The sequence below is a fragment of the Phyllobacterium sp. genome (genome assembly GCF_037994405.1).
Classification (GTDB): Bacteria; Pseudomonadota; Alphaproteobacteria; order Rhizobiales; family Rhizobiaceae; genus Phyllobacterium.
In genome coordinates, this window is the sequence record NZ_JBBNAN010000465.1 from 11,998 (window position 1) to 28,110 (window position 16,113).

Here is a 16,113-nt window from a genome sequence, read left to right on the forward strand (position 1 = left end):
AAATTTATTGCGATACCCATCGCGCACGTGAGCCTCGGCTTTGACGTGCAGCTCGATTTGCCGATTTACACCAGTTCAGCTGCTCGGACGAAATATGGGCAGCAGCAGCATTTTGCTCTCTCGCAGGTGCTTGTTCTGGTGCAACAATAATTCCAGCACTCCTTCCAAGAATGCTGAACAAACGGGAACGTACAATGTCGACCATTCGCACGTCACGAATCGCCTTTTCCTTGCCGCCGCGCTCTATCCCGCGTTTGCCTATGCTCATGTCGGCGTTGGTGAAACCAGTGGATTTGTACATGGGTTCTCGCATCCCATTTGCGGCCTTGATCACGTTCTGGCAATGATTCTTGTCGGCATCCTCGCGTTTCAGCTTGGCGCACGCGCGCTTTGGCTCGTTCCCCTCTCCTTTGTCGGCATGATGGCAGTTGGAGGCGCCGTAGGTGTTGCCGGCGTCAAAGTACCATTTGTGGAGCTAGGGATTGCCTCATCCGTCATCGTGCTTGGCGCAGCGATTGCATTCGGGATCAAGGCGCCTGTAGCGATCGCCGCTAGCCTTGCCGGATTGCTTGCGATTTTCCATGGCCATGCGCACGGCGCCGAAATGCCTGATGGCGCCGGGGGGCTCGCCTATGCAGGAGGCTTCGTGATTGCAACCGGCCTGCTCCATATTGCCGGCATCGGCCTTGGACTGGCCGTCAGCCAACGCGTCGGCCCAACCGTTGTGCGAGTCATTGGCGCTGCTGCGGCACTTGCCGGCCTTGGCATTCTCACCGGCACGCTCTGAGCGGTACAAATCCACGAATCAAAGAGGCCGGGCAATCTCTTGCCCGGCCTCTTTGATTTCAACACCCTTTAATGAGCGATCTGAGCGGCTGTATCATCCTCGACAACGGAGGCTGGCGCATGGGCCGGTTCGGTCCATTCGATCGGCTCCGGCTGGCGTATCAATGCGTGCTTGAGCACTTCATTGGCATGCGAAACCGGGATGATCTCAAGACCATTCTTCACATTGTCCGGAATCTCTACCAGATCCTTGGCGTTATCCTCCGGAATGAGCACCGTCTTGATGCCACCGCGCAAGGCGGCGAGCAGCTTTTCCTTCAGACCGCCGATCGGCAGTACCCTGCCCCGCAGCGTGATCTCGCCAGTCATGGCGATATCCTTGCGGACTGGAATACCCGTCAGTATCGACACAATCGCTGTAACCATCGCCACACCGGCCGACGGACCATCCTTCGGCGTTGCACCTTCTGGCACATGCACGTGGATGTCACGACGATCGAACAGCGGCGGCTCGACGCCGAAATCAATAGCGCGAGAGCGGACATAGGATGCCGCTGCGGAAATCGATTCCTTCATCACGTCGCGCAGGTTGCCTGTCACCGTCATGCGACCCTTGCCGGGCATCATGACGCCTTCAATGGTCAGCAATTCGCCGCCCACTTCCGTCCAGGCGAGGCCTGTGACAACACCAACCTGATCTTCGCCGTCGATCTGGCCGAAACGGAACTTCTCAACACCGAGATACTCGTCGATGTTCGATTCCGTGACCTTCACCGACTTCTTCTTCGTCTTCATGATTTCGGTGACGGCCTTGCGGGCCAGCTTCATCAGTTCCCGTTCGAGACTGCGGACACCGGCCTCCCGCGTGTAATTGCGGATGATAGCCCGGATAGCACTTTCAGCTACGGAGAACTCCTTCGGCTGCAATGCATGATCGCGGATAGCCTTGGGCAACAGGTGCCGCTTGGCAATTTCCAGCTTCTCATCTTCCGTGTAACCGGCAATCCGGATGATCTCCATACGGTCCATCAACGGACCCGGGATATTTAGCGTATTGGCAGTCGTCACGAACATCACATTCGAAAGGTCGTACTCAACCTCGAGATAGTGATCCATGAACGTGAAGTTCTGTTCCGGATCGAGCACCTCCAGCAGAGCCGATGATGGATCGCCGCGGAAATCCTGGCCCATCTTGTCGATTTCATCGAGCAGGAAGAGAGGATTGGACTTCTTCGCCTTCTTCATCGACTGGATGACCTTGCCAGGCATCGAACCGATATAGGTGCGGCGGTGACCACGGATTTCGGCCTCATCACGGACGCCACCAAGCGACATACGGATGTATTCGCGGCCGGTAGCCTTGGCGATCGAACGGGCGAGCGAGGTCTTGCCGACGCCGGGAGGACCAACGAGGCAGAGGATCGGACCCTTGATCTTGGTCGAACGGGCCTGTACCGCCAGATATTCGACGATGCGGTCCTTGACCTTGTCAAGGCCATAATGCTCGGCATCAAGAATCTCGTCGGCGAGGTTCAGGTCGTTCTTGATCTTCGACTTCTTGCCCCACGGAATGGACAGCAACCAGTCGAGATAGTTGCGAACAACCGTCGCCTCAGCGGACATCGGACTCATCTGGCGCAGCTTCTTCAGCTCCGCATTGGCCTTTTCGCGCGCTTCCTTCGACAATTTCGTCTTCTTGATGCGGTCTTCCAGTTCGGCTGCCTCGTCGCGGCCATCTTCGCCGTCGCCGAGTTCCTTCTGGATCGCCTTCATCTGCTCATTGAGGTAGTACTCGCGCTGGGTCTTCTCCATCTGGCGCTTGACGCGCGAACGGATACGCTTTTCCACCTGGAGAACGGAGATTTCCGACTCCATGAAAGACATCGCCTTCTCCAGCCGTGCACGCACGGAGAGGATGGACAGCATGTCCTGCTTTTCGGGAATCTTGATCGCGAGATGCGAGGCGACCGTATCGGCCAGCTTCGAGTAATCCTCGATCTGTCCGGCTGCGCCAACGACCTCAGGCGAAATCTTCTTGTTCAGCTTTACGTAATTCTCAAAGTCCGACACCACCGAGCGCGCGAGCGCTTCGATTTCAACGGGATCTTCTTCCGGCTCCGCGAGCGTCACGGCATTGGCTTCGTGATAGTCTTCTCTATCGCTGAAGCTGGTAATCTCGGCGCGGGCGATACCCTCGACCAGAACCTTGACCGTACCGTCGGGCAATTTCAGCAACTGCAGGACGTTGGCAATCGTGCCGACCGTGTAGATCGCGTCAGCCTGCGGATCGTCGTCCGCAGCGTTTTTCTGTGTGGCAAGCAGGATTTGCTTGTCAACGCCCATGACTTCTTCGAGCGCGCGAATAGATTTTTCGCGGCCGACGAAGAGTGGAACGATCATGTGTGGGAAGACAACGATATCGCGCAACGGCAGAACGGCATAAAGCCCGCTCTCGCCACCCGCCAGTGTCTTCTTGCTTGCAACCGTCATTTCATGTCCTTTCTCAGGCCATTTGGCCAGATCGCCACGTCCGGGTACCCTTTGGTTGCAGGATCTTAGTCGAAGATCCGGATCCGCTGGTCGGGAGAATAACCCAATCTTTGGAACCATGCATTGAGCGGCGTACTACCGGTTGTGCAGCTTAACCCTTACTTGGAGTGGCGGCCTGCTCGTTTCAAGCATCCCGGCTTCAAGCACGTTCACAGAATCGTAATCTATCCTGCTCCCACAGGAGTTCGAGTGCAATCTTTTGCAAGGCAACACACCATTCGAACGGGTGTTTTTCGTGGAAATCGTCGGTACCCCTCGTCGATCCACCTGCCAGACGAGAATCAGATTGCCTTGCAAACGCTGCACCCATGTTGACCCCGACGTAATTATTCTTTCGTGGCACAATTAAGATGCGGCGAAAAACAGAAAAGCCCCGCGTGATGCGGAGCTTTCCCTTTTCGTCACAATATTCCCGCCGCATCAGGCGGAAACATTACCTTTCTCTTCCTTGCGTTCGGCATAGATATAGAGAGGCCGCGAATTGCCCTCGACAACATCACCGGAGATCACGACCTCCTGGACACCATCGAGCGTTGGCAGCTCGTACATCGTATCGAGAAGGATTTTCTCCATGATCGAACGCAGGCCGCGAGCGCCGGTCTTGCGGGCAATCGCTTTTTTGGCGATCGCCTTCAATGCGTCCTCATGGAAGGTCAACTCGACGTTTTCCATGTCAAACAAACGCTGATACTGCTTGACCAGTGCGTTCTTTGGCTCAGAAAGGATCTGCACCAGAGCAACCTCGTCGAGATCTTCCAACGTCGCGATGACCGGCAGACGACCGACAAATTCGGGTATCAGGCCGAACTTCAGCAGATCCTCAGGCTCGAGCTCGCGGAAGATCGCGCCAACCCGGCGATCGTCGGGAGCCTTGACCGCAGCGCTGAAGCCAATGGACGTTTTCTCGCCGCGCGCCGAGATGATTTTGTCAAGACCGGCAAATGCGCCACCGCAAATGAACAGGATGTTGGTCGTATCCACCTGCAGGAATTCCTGCTGCGGATGCTTGCGACCACCCTGCGGCGGAACGGAAGCGACCGTGCCTTCCATTATCTTCAAAAGCGCCTGCTGAACGCCCTCGCCCGATACGTCGCGGGTGATCGAGGGATTGTCCGATTTTCGGCTGATCTTGTCGACCTCGTCGATGTAGACGATGCCGCGCTGCGCACGCTCGACATTGTAGTCGGCCGACTGAAGCAACTTCAGGATGATGTTTTCAACATCCTCGCCGACATAACCGGCCTCAGTTAGCGTCGTCGCGTCTGCCATAGTGAACGGCACGTCGATGATACGTGCCAGCGATTGCGCTAGATAGGTCTTGCCGCAACCGGTCGGGCCAACAAGTAGAATGTTGGATTTTGCCAGTTCGACTTCATTGTTTTTCGATGCATGGGCCAACCGCTTGTAATGGTTGTGCACCGCGACAGAGAGAACACGCTTGGCATGGCTCTGGCCGATGACGTAATCATCGAGAACAGCCATGATTTCCTGCGGCGTCGGGACGCCTTCGCGGGATTTCACCATCGAGGATTTGTTTTCCTCGCGGATGATGTCCATGCACAATTCGACGCACTCATCACAGATAAATACAGTCGGGCCCGCAATCAGCTTGCGAACTTCATGCTGGCTCTTCCCGCAAAACGAGCAATAAAGCGTATTCTTGGAATCGCCGCCGCCGTTGCTGACTTTGCTCATTGCAGTTTCCTTTCAGTATCGGCCCCGATCTCCTGGAACCGCCACTTCCCCAGGTGGAAGTGAATAGTCATTCGTAGAATAGGTTTCCTAGTTCACCAATGGCTTAACGTAACGTCTGCTCAGCTCTATGCAAGCCGGATATGTGGCAGAAAGTCCCCAGCCGGGTCGAAAAATGTTTATTTTCGACCCGGACTGGAGATTTAGCCGGTTACTTTCCATCGCCTTCAAGGATCTCACGCGATTCAAGCACCTTGTCGATGAGTCCGAATTCGAGTGATTCCTGTGCGCTCATGAAGTGATCACGATCCAGCGTGCGCTCGATCGTGTCGTAGTCGCGACCCGTGTGCTTGACATAGATCTCGTTCAAACGGCGCTTCAGCTTGATGATGTCCTGGGCGTGGCGTTCGATGTCGGACGCCTGTCCCTGGAACCCGCCCGAAGGCTGATGCAGCATTATGCGGGCATTCGGCAGAACAAAGCGCATATCCTTCTCACCTGCGGTCAGGAGGAGCGATCCCATGGATGCAGCCTGGCCGAAGCAGAGCGTTGCAACCGCCGGGCGGATGAATTGCATCGTGTCGTAGATCGCCATGCCGGAGGTGACGACCCCGCCAGGTGAATTGATGTAGATATTGATTTCTTTCTTCGGATTTTCCGATTCAAGGAAAAGCAACTGCGCGCAGATCAGCGTCGCCATGCCATCCTCAATCGGTCCGGTAATGAAAATGATGCGTTCTTTCAGCAGGCGCGAGAAAATATCATAGGCCCGCTCGCCCCGATTGGTCTGCTCGACGACCATTGGCACGAGGTTCATAGCTGTTTCGATTGGATCTCTCATCGGTGGGCCTCAGCGTTTGGAGAATGAGGAGCTCAAATACCCCAGATTCGTGGATTACACATTCGATACATAGGGCGTTGCCACCCGTTTCCGCAAGATGTTCGCGGCGCGATCCTGACGCAAGGTGAATGTGCGGGATCGATAATCAGGCAGCCTCCGCTCTTAACCAGTGTCGAAGCCGAGGCACGTCGCCGTCATCGACAGATCGGGCGACCCGACGCCCGACTGCTGCGCCAAACTTGTAGCCGTGACCGGAACAGGCTGAAACGACAAGGCATTTTTCCATCTCTGTCGCAAAGAACCGCTCGTCGGATGTGAAAGTGTAGGCACATGTGACAACGTCCGTCACCTTGTATTCGGATAGCCGCTTCATCGGGGGTGCAAAGAGGTCCCGGATTGCCTCGCCCTCGCCGGCGGCGGCAATACGATCGAGATTGGCATCAGGAGTTTTGCGCTTGTGCAATCCGGAACCGAATTTCAGGCCGCCATCACCACTCGGCGGAATGATATAGCCGTCAGTGCGTCCGCCGACATCAAGCACTACCGGAGAGTTTGCCCACGCAGCCTTCAAATCCGCTGGCGGCTCGAGATAGACGACGGCGGTGCGATAAGTCGTGAGCGTGCTCGTCAGGTTTGGAAACAGCTTCAGCACCCATGCACCGGCGGTCACGATGACCTTGTCAGCGGAAATCACCGTGCCATCCGCGGTGGTCACCGAACCAGCGGCGCTGTCGACCGCGATTACCTTTGTGTCTTCCAGCAAAGTCGCGCCATTGGCACGCAGCCACCTGGCGATATCGATGGCTATCTTCTTGCAGTGGAGCGCCCCGCCTTCTGGAGAGAAGAAGGCATAGCGGAAGGTTCCCTGTTCCAAGTAAGCATATCGCTTGATGGCGTCATCGGGCTCATAGAGCTCAAGGGGATAGCCGCCCTGCTCTAGGCCTTCGCGATATTCTTCTGCCTCGTCCCCCGCTTCGCGCGATACGCAAATGAAACCCCGGGGATCAAGATGCCTGGTGCCAATGTCCTTCCATAGCTCGTCCCATGCGGCATAGGCCTCCGAAATTGCATCGGCATAGCCCCCGGCATTGCCGTAGGCTCGGCGGATGATGCGGTGGTGGTCGCCGGAAGCAGCGAGCGGATTGGGGATTGGTCCCTGTTCGATCAAGGTTACCGTGTGTCCGGCCTTGGTCAATGACCAGGCCGTCGAAAGACCGGCGATACCTCCGCCAACGATGGTGATTTTCATGATGGGGTCCTGCTATGTCTTGGGAAAGGCGAGATTCGGTTCAAATATGGAACATTTCGTTGCGATTGCTCAATGGCTTTTGCCCAAATTTGCGTGAATGGAATGCCAGTAATGTCTCTCACCGGTCCTTCGTCGTTCCATTTTGACTCAAACCGGCGCCGCCTGCGCCTCGATCCGCACGATCGGACTTTTTTCCAGGACCCTTATCAGGCGTATGCATTACTTCATACGGCGGCACCGTCCTTCCATTGGGAGAATTACGGTTTCTGGTGTTTCATCGGCTATGGCGCCGTCAATAAATTATTGCGCGATCGCCGGTTCGGCCGAGAAAAGCGCGACAGCGCCGCGGATTCACAAGGTGTTGTCGGCGACCGGTCGCACTTGAAGGATTTCGACCATGTCGAGAAATTCTCGATGCTGGAGCTGGAACCGCCGACGCACACTCGGCTGCGCACGCTGGTCAACCGGGCCTTCGTCTCGCGGCAGGTCGAGCGGCTGCGCCCGCGGATCGAGGTACTGGCACATGAGCTGATCGACCGGTTCGAGCCAAAAGGCGAAGCAGATCTCATTGCCGATTTTGCGACGCCGATTCCGGTTACGATCATTGCGGAAATGCTGGGCGTTCCTTCGGAAACTGGACCGCAGCTGCTCGACTGGTCGCACCGTATCGTCGCGATGTATATGCACGGCCGCAACCGTCAGTCGGAAGACAGCGCCAATGCCGCATCTGCAGAGTTCTCCAGCTTCCTGCGCGACTATGCCGGTCGTCGGCGCGCCGAGCCCTCAGATGATCTCATGAGCTTGCTGCTCGCTGCCGAAGCGGATGGCACGAAGCTTTCGGAAGACGAACTTATCACCACCGCCATATTGCTTCTCAACGCAGGCCACGAGGCGACAGTTCATCAGATAGGCAATGCGGTGAAGACAGTCCTCGCAAGCGGTTTTGATCCTGCAAAACTGTTCGCCGACGCGGAAAACGCAGCAAAAACAGTGGAGGAATGCCTGAGATTTGACGCCCCACTGCACATGTTCACGCGCTATGCCTATGAAGATATCGATCTTGGCGATGGCATTTCGCTCCAGCCCGGCGACCAGATTGGACTAATGCTGGGAGCAGCCAATCGCGATCCGCGTGCATTGGCTTCCCCCGATACCTTTCTGCCGCAGCGCAGCGATCAGAAGAATCTGTCATTTGGCGCCGGAATTCATTTCTGCATCGGAGCCCCCCTGGCACGGCTCGAGCTCCAAGTTGCATTGAAGGTGCTCTTCGACCGGTTGCCCAACCTGCGGTTTAAAAAAGCACCCATTTACCGCGACACGTACCATTTTCATGGCCTGGAGCGGCTGGATGTCAAATGGTGATCAGAGCCTGATCACATATTCCTTGCGCGTTGTCTCAAGCACTTCCCATGTCCCGCGGAAACCCGGACGCAATGTGAAGCTGTCGCCCGCCTCGACGTGGTGCACCTCACCACCATCCTCGGTGATGATCGAGCGCCCGGACAGAATGTGGCAATACTCCCATTCGTCATAGGCAATGCGCCATTTACCCGGCGTTGCCTCCCAGATCCCGGCATAAATGCCGCCTTCCGCCTCATCGCAATTCCACGTGCGGAACTGCGGATCGCCGGAAATGACACGCTCGGGCTTCGGCGCGCCATGTTCTGGATCGATGCCATCAAAATCAATTTTGATGAATTGTTTCATTGTCTTAGCCAGCCTTTGCAAGCGCCTGTTCCAGATCGGCAATGATGTCCTCGACGTTCTCGATGCCGATGGAAAGGCGTACCACATCTGGCCCTGCACCGGCTGCAATTTTTTGCTCGTCACTGAGCTGACGATGGGTCGTAGATGCCGGGTGGATGATCAGTGATTTGGTATCACCAATATTGGCAAGGTGCGAGAACAACTCGAGATTCTCGACGAGCTTGACGCCCACGTCGTAGCCGCCCCTGAGCCCGAATGTGAAAACGGAACCCGCTCCCTTCGGCGCATATTTCTTCTGAAGCGCATTATAGGGGTCTTCGGGAAGGCCGGCATAGCTGACCCATGCCACTTTCCCGTGCCTTGTCAGCCATTTAGCGACCAAAAGCGCATTATCCGCATGGCGCTGCATGCGAAGCGGCAGGGTCTCGATGCCGGTCAGGATCTGGAACGCATTGAACGGCGAAAGTGCTGGGCCGAGATCGCGCAGGCCAAGCACGCGGCACGCGATGGCGAAGGCAAAATTGCCGAAGGTCACATGCAGCACAATGCCGTTATATTCTGCCCGCGGCTCCGACAATAGCGGGTAGTTGCCGGACTTCGACCAGTCGAACGTACCGCAATCGACGATGATGCCGCCCATGGAATTGCCATGCCCTCCCAGGAACTTCGTGGCAGAATGTACAATGATATCAGCACCATGCTCGATCGGACGAATAAGATAAGGCGACGCCAGAGTATTATCGACGATCAAAGGCAGGCCGTGCCGATGGGCGATTTCGGCGATCGACTCCATGTCGGTGACGATGCCGCCGGGGTTGGCAAAGCTCTCGATGAAGATGGCCCGGGTCCGGTCATCGATCTGATCCTTGAAGGAAGCAAGATTGTCCGAGTCTGCCCAGCGCACATGCCAGTCGAAGGATTTGAACGACTGACCGAACTGGTTGATCGAACCGCCATAGAGCTTGTTGGAAGCAACGAAATTATCCCCTGGCTGCATCAATGTATGGAAGACCAGCAATTGCGCGGCGTGGCCAGATGCAACTGCTAGTGCGGCCGTGCCGCCTTCAAGCGCTGCTACACGTTCTTCCAGTACCGCATTGGTTGGATTGGTAATTCTGGAATAGATATTGCCGAATGCCTTCAATCCGAACAGCGCCGCCGCGTGATCCGCTTCGTCGAAAACGAACGCCGTCGTCTGGTAGATCGGCGTCGCCCGCGCCCCGGTCGCCGGGTCCGGCTTGGCGCCCGCATGGACCGCAAGTGTTTCTATGCCGGGTGCGCGGTGCGTCATGGCTATCCTCCTGTCATGCAATTGTTCGGATCAGGCTACGAGATTGCGACGCTGGGGCCAAGCACGCATTTCCGCAACCGAAGGCAATCTAATTTCATCCCCAGATTGAGAATCTTGTGCCATTTTCGCCGATTCTTGTGCGAGATTCGGCATCCTGTGCGAGAATCGTTCAAAGGCGTTCGAATTCTTTGCAGGAATGGGAGAGGCTTATTCGATTTTTTCGCGGCAGCCGAACCAGTCAGGATTCGTCCATTCCGAGCAAGGCATATTCGATCGCCGGACAGCGATCCATAACGACCGTGATGCCTGCAGACTCGGCTTTGCGCGCCGCTTCATCGTGGCGAACACCAACTTGCATCCACAGAACGCGCGGCAGAGATTTCAGAGCCAGCACCTCATCCACGACACCTGGAACAGCCAAGGGATTGCGGAAGACATCCACCATATCGACCGGCCCCGGAATATCGGCAAGGCGGGCATAGACCTGTTGGCCCAGCAGCTGCTTGCCCTTCTGCCCGGGGTTGACCGGGATGACGCGATAGCCCTTGGCCAGCAGGAATTGCATGACGGTATGACTTGGGCGCTGTTCGTTGGGCGACGCGCCGACCAGAGCGATCGTCTTGACCGAAGCAAGGATGCGGCGAATGAAACTGTCGGAATAATGATCGTGGTCCTGCATTAACGCTTCACTCGCCTTTCCATTCAGGTTTCCGCTTTTCGATGAAGGCATCTATCCCTTCTTCGATGTCCCGCGCCAGCATGTTTTCCACCATCACCTGCGCAGTATAGTCATAGGCTTCCGTCAGTCCCATTTCCGCCTGCCGATAGAAGGCTTCCTTGCCGATCTTCACGGTCAAAGGTGATTTGGCAGCAATACTTTGCGCATATTTCCTGACTATTGGACCGAGATATTCCTGCGGCACGACGCGGTTGACCAATCCGAACTCGCGCGCGGTCGATGCATCGATTGTCTCGCCGGTCAGCAGCATCTCCATGGCCTGCTTGCGGGAAACGTTACGCGACAACGCTACCATGGGTGTCGAACAGAACAGACCGATATTCACGCCGGGCGTGCAGAAGGTGGATTTGTCGGTACAGATAGCGAGATCGCAGGACGCCACAAGCTGACAACCGGCTGCGGTCGCAAGGCCATCCACTGCTGCAATAACCGGCTTTGGATGACGAACGATCGCCTGCATCAGCTCGGCGCAGAGGCGCATGATCTTTTCGAAGAAGTCGCGACCCCGGTCGGGATCTTTCCGGTGTGCGGTCAGCTCCTTCAGGTCATGTCCGGCGGAAAACAGCTTCTGGGCCGAATCGATGATGATAACGCGAGCCGCGCGGTCATCCCGCGCCGATTGGAGGTACTCCAGCAGTATTTGCATCATCGCCATGGATAGCGCATTGGCCGGCGGATTCTGCAAGGTCAATCGCAGGATACCGCCTGCCAGTTCGCGCCCGACGATTGGCTCTTGCTGGCGGATGGCATGCACTTCACCCATATCGATTCTCCTTGGTAATCATTGCGCAGGCGGCGGCCCCCAAAGTTCATAAAACGGTTTCAACGTCCGCAAATGGCGCTGGACAATCGCCAGATTAGCCGGGCTAGGCTTTGCATTCTCCACCTTGGCGAGCCCTGCCTTCAAGCCTTCCATCATATCGGTCTTTTCCTTGTCGGTCAGATTCTGCATGGAGGGTATGGCGCTGAGGGCTTTTTCCACCTCTTGCCGAGGATCGGGATTGGTTGCCCAATGATAGGTAACCATGATGGTGTTGGTAGTATCGACCCAGTCCGCAAAACTGGCAAATCCGAACTCTGCTGCCTTCTTATCGAGAATTGCCGAACGCTCTGCCACCTCGCCTTTGTCGTCGAGTTCCCGAACCGTGGCGGCAACGGGGGCAAATCCGTAGAGGAACCGCGTCACCATATCCTCGGTCAAAGTGACCGGGCGATCAGGCAGACTGAAGGCCGCAACGGTTTGCACCGGCGGCGGGGGCGTATGCGTGGCGAGGAATCCCGCATAGGCAAGCGCGGCGAAACAGGTTGCAACAACTAATCCTGGTGGTTTCATGCCCTCATCCTACGTCGTGAACTTAGGAATGGAATTGAATTGGTATGAGGCCATCTGTTCGGATACAAGGAGCAGAGGCCATGGAAACACTAGAAATAGCAGCGAATTCTTTAACAAAACAGTCGGAGGACACGTTTGTGACGATATCGATGGACGTAGAAGCGTTGTCATCCTTTCTGGAACGTGAATTTCCGCAGGTAAATGCCGATGGAATGGCCTTCAGCGTGACAGACGCCGGTCCGGGCTTCGCCTCGATGCGGCTCGACCCGCTGGACCGGCACCTGCGCCCCGGCGGCACTGTCTCCGGCCCTACCCTTTTCGCTTTGGCCGACCTCACTGCCTATGTGGCCATTCTTGCACAGATCGGGCCGGTCGCGCTGGCTGTGACGACAAACCTCAATATCAATTTCCTGCGCAAGCCGGAACTCGGGCCCGTCGATGCAATGGCAAAGTTGTTGAAGCTCGGCAAACGGCTCGCCGTCGTCGATATTGCGATGACAAGCGCTGCCAATAGCGAACTCGTTGCTCACGCAACCTCGACATATTCGATACCGCCGCGAACGCAGGACTGAGTCTTCCTGGTCGTCGCCAGTTGTGCCGCAATGATGGACACCCGTCAGGCCGCTGGGACCTGGTTGCCGGACGTCTCGTCAGCCCCTTTGCGCTCGACCTGAAGGCATCCTATTCTAGGGGGGTACCAGGCCAGTCGGGGTATTGAATGTCGCCACTGCCTTTCTCGAAGATTTCTTCGCCGCTCAACGCGCTGCTCGCTGCAACTGGGCTCGTGGCAGTCGCTGCACTCACGATGCCGGACGTCGCCGAACGGACGAGGCTCATTTTGGCGGTCCTGCTCGGCGGCATCTGGGCCGTCTACGTCTTGCAACTGATCGAGACGTTGGTCATGCAGCGGACGAGAGATGTTCGCGACAGGATGCCGGCTATCGTCATCGATATGCTCGCTGTTTTCGTCCCGCTCGCCGCATTCCTGCTCGTCGGCTCGCGCGACCAGAGTCTCTGCTGTGCCATTTGGCTGCTAAAGCCGCTACGCGATTCGACCTTCTTCCGGCTGATGGCCAGGGTCCTGACCAACGAGGCGCACAACCTGATCGGCGTCACCTCGATCTTCGGCATCGTTATGTTCAGTGCGGCGCTCGCGGCCTATATCATCGAGCGCGACGTCCAGCCTGACAAGTTTGGCAGCATCCCCCAGGCAATGTGGTGGGCGGTGGTCACGCTGTCGACGACCGGCTATGGCGACGAGATTCCGCAAAGCTTTGCCGGCCGCGTACTTGCCGGGCTGGTCATGATGAGCGGAATCGGCATCTTTGCGCTCTGGGCCGGTATTCTCGCCACCGGTTTCTACGAAGAAGTCCGTCGCCAGGACTTCGTACGCAATTGGCAGCTGGTTGCGGCCGTGCCACTGTTTCAGAAGGTTGGCTCGGCGGCGCTCATCGAGATCGTGCGGGCGCTGAGGCCTCGCGTCGTGCCGGCCGGCGCCGTAATCTGCCGCAAGGGCGACACCGGCGACCAGATGTTCTTCATCGTCGAGGGCCGCGTCATTGTCGCGACACCGAACCCGGTGGAGCTTGGCTCCGGCAGTTTCTTCGGCGAGATGGCGCTGATCAGCGGCGAGCCCCGCTCGGCGACCGTCAGCGCCGCGACCGAGGTCTCGCTGCTGTCGCTGTACTCGGTGGATTTCCAAATGCTGTCCACCAGCTGCCCGGAGATCGCGGATATCATCCGCAAGACCGCGCTCGAGCGGCGCGGCGCAACGCCGAAAGCTTGACGGGTTCGTATGTCCAAGTGGTCGCAGTCGCTAGCTTTGTATCTTTGACAGGTAAGGCCGCCCCTGTTTATCGTTGGACGGACCAAACGGGAGGATCGACCATGAGCGGATTGACGTTACCTCAGGAAGGCGGCTGCCGGTGCGGACAGGTGCGCTTCAAGATAACCGCGAAGCCGCTTCTGACCATGGCATGCCATTGCACCGGCTGCCAACGGATGAGCGCCAGCGCCTACTCGCTGAGCGCCGCCATACCGAGCGAAGGCTTTGCAATCACAAAGGGTGAGCCCGTCATTGGCGGCCTGCATGGCGCGTCTCACCACTATTTCTGCCCGCATTGCATGAGCTGGATGTTCACACGACCCGAAGGCCTCGATTGGTTCGTCAACCTTCGTCCGACCATGCTCGACGAGCCAAACTGGTTCACGCCGTTCATTGAAACGTGGACGAGCGAGAAGCTGCCTTGGGCGAGTACTCCTGCGGTTCATAGCTTTGAAGCATTGCCGGCGTTCGAACAGTATGAAATTTTGACCAGACAGTATGCCGAGCAATCAGAAACACCGTGATTGTTATCCCTTAGTGTCCGCCTAAAACGACGGTCTGGACCGGAAGCAACAGTGCCTGCATTCGAAGTATCATGGCATGCACAATCGCGACGGTGTCGACCACATGCAGGAACAACCATTTTGCCGTGCCGATGTCTTTTGCCGCCAGCGCTTCGTGGTTGTTGGTGTAAGCGTTGGCAATGCAGCTACTCGGGCAGGATGGTCACGGTCCGGAAGATCGCGGTGACGTTTTTTGTCGCCGGGTGAGAGTATGAGCTCCAACATCGCTCAGATGCCTCCGCCGGCATCTGCCTTGGGCTCTGGGCCGGCCGGAGTTGCCGCCTCGGCTTCCCCGGGTTTGTCGCGTCCGGAGAGCTTTTCCAGCGAACGGGCAATCGACCCTATCGGTGCGGAGAAATCCGGAAAATCAATCAGCGCCAGCAACAGGCCGGCGATCCAAAAAATATGGTTGTGGGTGAAAAGCGAGATGAGGGCCAGGACGGCCACAATCTCCATTTGTACCTTTTTCGTCCGATGCGCCATGTGTTCCGGCATGGAGTTGAAAATACAAATTGCCGACGATGAGGATCATGGCCAAAAGGAATACGACCACTCCGTTGAACAGCCAATCGGTTTGCCCGGGCGCAGTGATGAATGCTGGCAGGTGGTCGATCGCCGCGGGATGTATACCGTCCGCCATGTTCCAACTCCCCTCCCGGACTGCTGCGACCGCAAATCGCAGAGTCAGTCTGCGCGCCAGAATGCATGTCATCGCAGTGGGAGGAAAGTACGTAACAGTAACTACGCGGAGGTGTGACCGTGGATCGCCAGCTCCTTGCGGCTATCTCTTATTCACGGCGCCAGACTGAAGACTTGCAGATAAGACCTCCCAGCACGCAGCCGGAAAGCTCAACATCCTGACCAGAAAATTTTGCCTTGCCCGAATAGGTCTTGCCACTTTCGGTGTCGTAGAGGGTGCCCGCGTAACTATCATTACCCGTCGATTTCAATGCGACCACCTGGAGGCCAACCACTGGACGTTCGCGTTTTGAAGCGTCGGGATTGTTAACGTCATCGACGGGTTCTTTCATCCAGACGACCGTGCCGCAAATGCCGGCATCACACTCTTTCAATCGCACCTTCGTGCCACCGGTATCGTTAACGTAAGTTCCTATAATCTCCGGTGCCTGCGCAATGGCTGTAGTCGTCAGTGTTCCGACCAAAAGAAGAGAGAACATAATTTTTTGAATACTGAACAACTCGTATCTCCTGCGTATCATGGCAGTTGAATCCCCACGCCATAACGCGTGTGCACTCAACCTGCGATCGGATACAGTCCGAATTGGTCAGGATTAGGTACAAAGTCAACTAAATATATTATGGGGCCCAGCCACCCCGGGATTGGGCTCCATTACCACCGGTGAACGCCCATGAAAAAGCGGCCGTTCTTCACGGCCGCTTCATATGCCGTCATCAGATCTCAGCTGACGAGTTGGTCAGCGCGTGCGGCAATCCTCTCATAGGCTTCCTGGATCGGGTCATGCATCTGAACGAAGGGAGATACCCCTAGGCGAAGCAGAGCCTTTAGATGCTCCCG

General features: G+C 56.7%; 15 protein-coding genes and 3 pseudogenes. 5 read left to right on the forward strand and 13 right to left on the reverse strand.

Annotated elements, in window-relative coordinates; all coding sequences use genetic code 11:
- Positions 1-4: 4 nt before the first annotated feature.
- Positions 5-301: a hypothetical protein gene (locus AAAC48_RS25720; RefSeq protein ID WP_340656935.1), complete on the reverse strand. Its 297-nt coding sequence runs from the start codon at positions 299-301 to the stop codon at positions 5-7.
- Between AAAC48_RS25720 and AAAC48_RS25725 the strand changes: the two are divergent.
- Positions 230-787 (forward strand): annotated as a pseudogene (locus tag AAAC48_RS25725) (HupE/UreJ family protein); the annotation flags it as partial. The gene AAAC48_RS25720 and the pseudogene AAAC48_RS25725 overlap by 72 nt on opposite strands.
- Before the next feature lie 68 nt (positions 788-855).
- Here AAAC48_RS25725 and lon read toward each other — a convergent pair.
- The 4 genes from lon to AAAC48_RS25745 all read right to left on the reverse strand — a co-directional run bounded on the left by lon (position 856) and on the right by AAAC48_RS25745 (position 7,118).
- The gene (gene lon, locus AAAC48_RS25730; RefSeq protein WP_340656921.1) at positions 856-3,276 is read right to left on the reverse strand and encodes an endopeptidase La; all 2,421 of its coding nucleotides are present in this window, start codon (positions 3,274-3,276) and stop codon (positions 856-858) included.
- 480 nt (positions 3,277-3,756) lie between these two features.
- The gene (gene clpX, locus AAAC48_RS25735; protein WP_106664975.1) at positions 3,757-5,031 is read right to left on the reverse strand and encodes an ATP-dependent Clp protease ATP-binding subunit ClpX; all 1,275 of its coding nucleotides are present in this window, start codon (positions 5,029-5,031) and stop codon (positions 3,757-3,759) included.
- Positions 5,032-5,239: 208 nt separating this feature from the next.
- Entirely contained in the window at positions 5,240-5,869 is a 630-nt protein-coding gene (locus tag AAAC48_RS25740; RefSeq protein WP_340656922.1) for an ATP-dependent Clp protease proteolytic subunit, read from the reverse strand.
- Positions 5,870-6,014: 145 nt separating this feature from the next.
- Positions 6,015-7,118, reverse strand: a complete 1,104-nt coding sequence (locus AAAC48_RS25745; RefSeq protein ID WP_340656923.1) for an FAD-binding oxidoreductase — start codon at positions 7,116-7,118, stop codon at positions 6,015-6,017.
- Positions 7,119-7,229: 111 nt separating this feature from the next.
- On the opposite strand from AAAC48_RS25745, the gene AAAC48_RS25750 reads away from it, so the two are divergent.
- Positions 7,230-8,480: a cytochrome P450 gene (locus tag AAAC48_RS25750; protein WP_340656924.1), complete on the forward strand. Its 1,251-nt coding sequence runs from the start codon at positions 7,230-7,232 to the stop codon at positions 8,478-8,480.
- Here the strand turns inward: AAAC48_RS25750 and AAAC48_RS25755 are convergent, their stop codons facing one another.
- The 5 genes from AAAC48_RS25755 to AAAC48_RS25775 all read right to left on the reverse strand — a co-directional run bounded on the left by AAAC48_RS25755 (position 8,481) and on the right by AAAC48_RS25775 (position 12,188).
- Positions 8,481-8,825, reverse strand: coding sequence for a cupin domain-containing protein (locus tag AAAC48_RS25755; RefSeq protein WP_340656925.1), 345 nt, complete (start codon positions 8,823-8,825; stop codon positions 8,481-8,483).
- A 4-nt stretch (positions 8,826-8,829) separates the two neighbouring features.
- Positions 8,830-10,116, reverse strand: coding sequence for an O-acetylhomoserine aminocarboxypropyltransferase (locus tag AAAC48_RS25760; protein ID WP_340656926.1), 1,287 nt, complete (start codon positions 10,114-10,116; stop codon positions 8,830-8,832).
- A 238-nt stretch (positions 10,117-10,354) separates the two neighbouring features.
- Positions 10,355-10,795 carry a CoA-binding protein gene (locus tag AAAC48_RS25765; protein WP_340656927.1) on the reverse strand — a complete coding sequence of 147 codons (441 nt, stop codon included), beginning with the start codon at positions 10,793-10,795 and terminating at the stop codon, positions 10,355-10,357.
- 7 nt (positions 10,796-10,802) lie between these two features.
- Positions 10,803-11,618: an enoyl-CoA hydratase gene (locus tag AAAC48_RS25770; protein WP_340656928.1), complete on the reverse strand. Its 816-nt coding sequence runs from the start codon at positions 11,616-11,618 to the stop codon at positions 10,803-10,805.
- Between the two features lie 18 nt (positions 11,619-11,636).
- A complete protein-coding gene (locus AAAC48_RS25775; protein ID WP_340656929.1) occupies positions 11,637-12,188 on the reverse strand; it encodes a hypothetical protein in 552 nt (183 codons plus the stop codon).
- A gap of 137 nt (positions 12,189-12,325) precedes the next feature.
- Between AAAC48_RS25775 and AAAC48_RS25780 the strand changes: the two genes are divergently transcribed.
- From AAAC48_RS25780 to AAAC48_RS25790, 3 genes are all read left to right on the forward strand, one after another.
- Entirely contained in the window at positions 12,326-12,760 is a 435-nt protein-coding gene (locus tag AAAC48_RS25780) for a PaaI family thioesterase (RefSeq protein WP_340656934.1), read from the forward strand.
- Between the two features lie 146 nt (positions 12,761-12,906).
- Entirely contained in the window at positions 12,907-13,974 is a 1,068-nt protein-coding gene (locus AAAC48_RS25785) for a cyclic nucleotide-gated ion channel (protein ID WP_340656930.1), read from the forward strand.
- A gap of 101 nt (positions 13,975-14,075) precedes the next feature.
- Entirely contained in the window at positions 14,076-14,537 is a 462-nt protein-coding gene (locus AAAC48_RS25790) for a GFA family protein (RefSeq protein WP_340656931.1), read from the forward strand.
- Between the two features lie 10 nt (positions 14,538-14,547).
- Here the strand turns inward: AAAC48_RS25790 and AAAC48_RS25795 are convergent.
- The 3 genes and pseudogenes from AAAC48_RS25795 to AAAC48_RS25805 all read right to left on the reverse strand — a co-directional run.
- Positions 14,548-14,727 (reverse strand): annotated as a pseudogene (locus AAAC48_RS25795) (HlyD family secretion protein); the annotation flags it as partial.
- A gap of 77 nt (positions 14,728-14,804) precedes the next feature.
- Positions 14,805-15,216, reverse strand: a pseudogene (locus tag AAAC48_RS25800) (hypothetical protein).
- Between the two features lie 148 nt (positions 15,217-15,364).
- Complete coding sequence (locus AAAC48_RS25805; protein WP_340656932.1) at positions 15,365-15,775, reverse strand: DUF2147 domain-containing protein; 411 nt, start codon at positions 15,773-15,775, stop codon at positions 15,365-15,367.
- Positions 15,776-16,113: the final 338 nt, after the last annotated feature.

Bases quoted from the DNA above. Each gene is read 5' to 3' on its own strand.
- AAAC48_RS25720 (WP_340656935.1), bottom strand. From the start codon at position 301: ATGTACAAATCCACTGGTTTCACCAACGCCGACATGAGCATAGGCAAA.
- lon (WP_340656921.1), bottom strand. From the start codon at position 3,276: ATGACGGTTGCAAGCAAGAAGACACTGGCGGGTGGCGAGAGCGGGCTT.
- clpX (WP_106664975.1), bottom strand. From the start codon at position 5,031: ATGAGCAAAGTCAGCAACGGCGGCGGCGATTCCAAGAATACGCTTTAT.
- AAAC48_RS25740 (WP_340656922.1), bottom strand. From the start codon at position 5,869: ATGAGAGATCCAATCGAAACAGCTATGAACCTCGTGCCAATGGTCGTC.
- AAAC48_RS25745 (WP_340656923.1), bottom strand. From the start codon at position 7,118: ATGAAAATCACCATCGTTGGCGGAGGTATCGCCGGTCTTTCGACGGCC.
- AAAC48_RS25750 (WP_340656924.1), top strand. From the start codon at position 7,230: ATGTCTCTCACCGGTCCTTCGTCGTTCCATTTTGACTCAAACCGGCGC.
- AAAC48_RS25755 (WP_340656925.1), bottom strand. From the start codon at position 8,825: ATGAAACAATTCATCAAAATTGATTTTGATGGCATCGATCCAGAACAT.
- AAAC48_RS25760 (WP_340656926.1), bottom strand. From the start codon at position 10,116: ATGACGCACCGCGCACCCGGCATAGAAACACTTGCGGTCCATGCGGGC.
- AAAC48_RS25765 (WP_340656927.1), bottom strand. From the start codon at position 10,795: ATGCAGGACCACGATCATTATTCCGACAGTTTCATTCGCCGCATCCTT.
- AAAC48_RS25770 (WP_340656928.1), bottom strand. From the start codon at position 11,618: ATGGGTGAAGTGCATGCCATCCGCCAGCAAGAGCCAATCGTCGGGCGC.
- AAAC48_RS25775 (WP_340656929.1), bottom strand. From the start codon at position 12,188: ATGAAACCACCAGGATTAGTTGTTGCAACCTGTTTCGCCGCGCTTGCC.
- AAAC48_RS25785 (WP_340656930.1), top strand. From the start codon at position 12,907: ATGTCGCCACTGCCTTTCTCGAAGATTTCTTCGCCGCTCAACGCGCTG.
- AAAC48_RS25790 (WP_340656931.1), top strand. From the start codon at position 14,076: ATGAGCGGATTGACGTTACCTCAGGAAGGCGGCTGCCGGTGCGGACAG.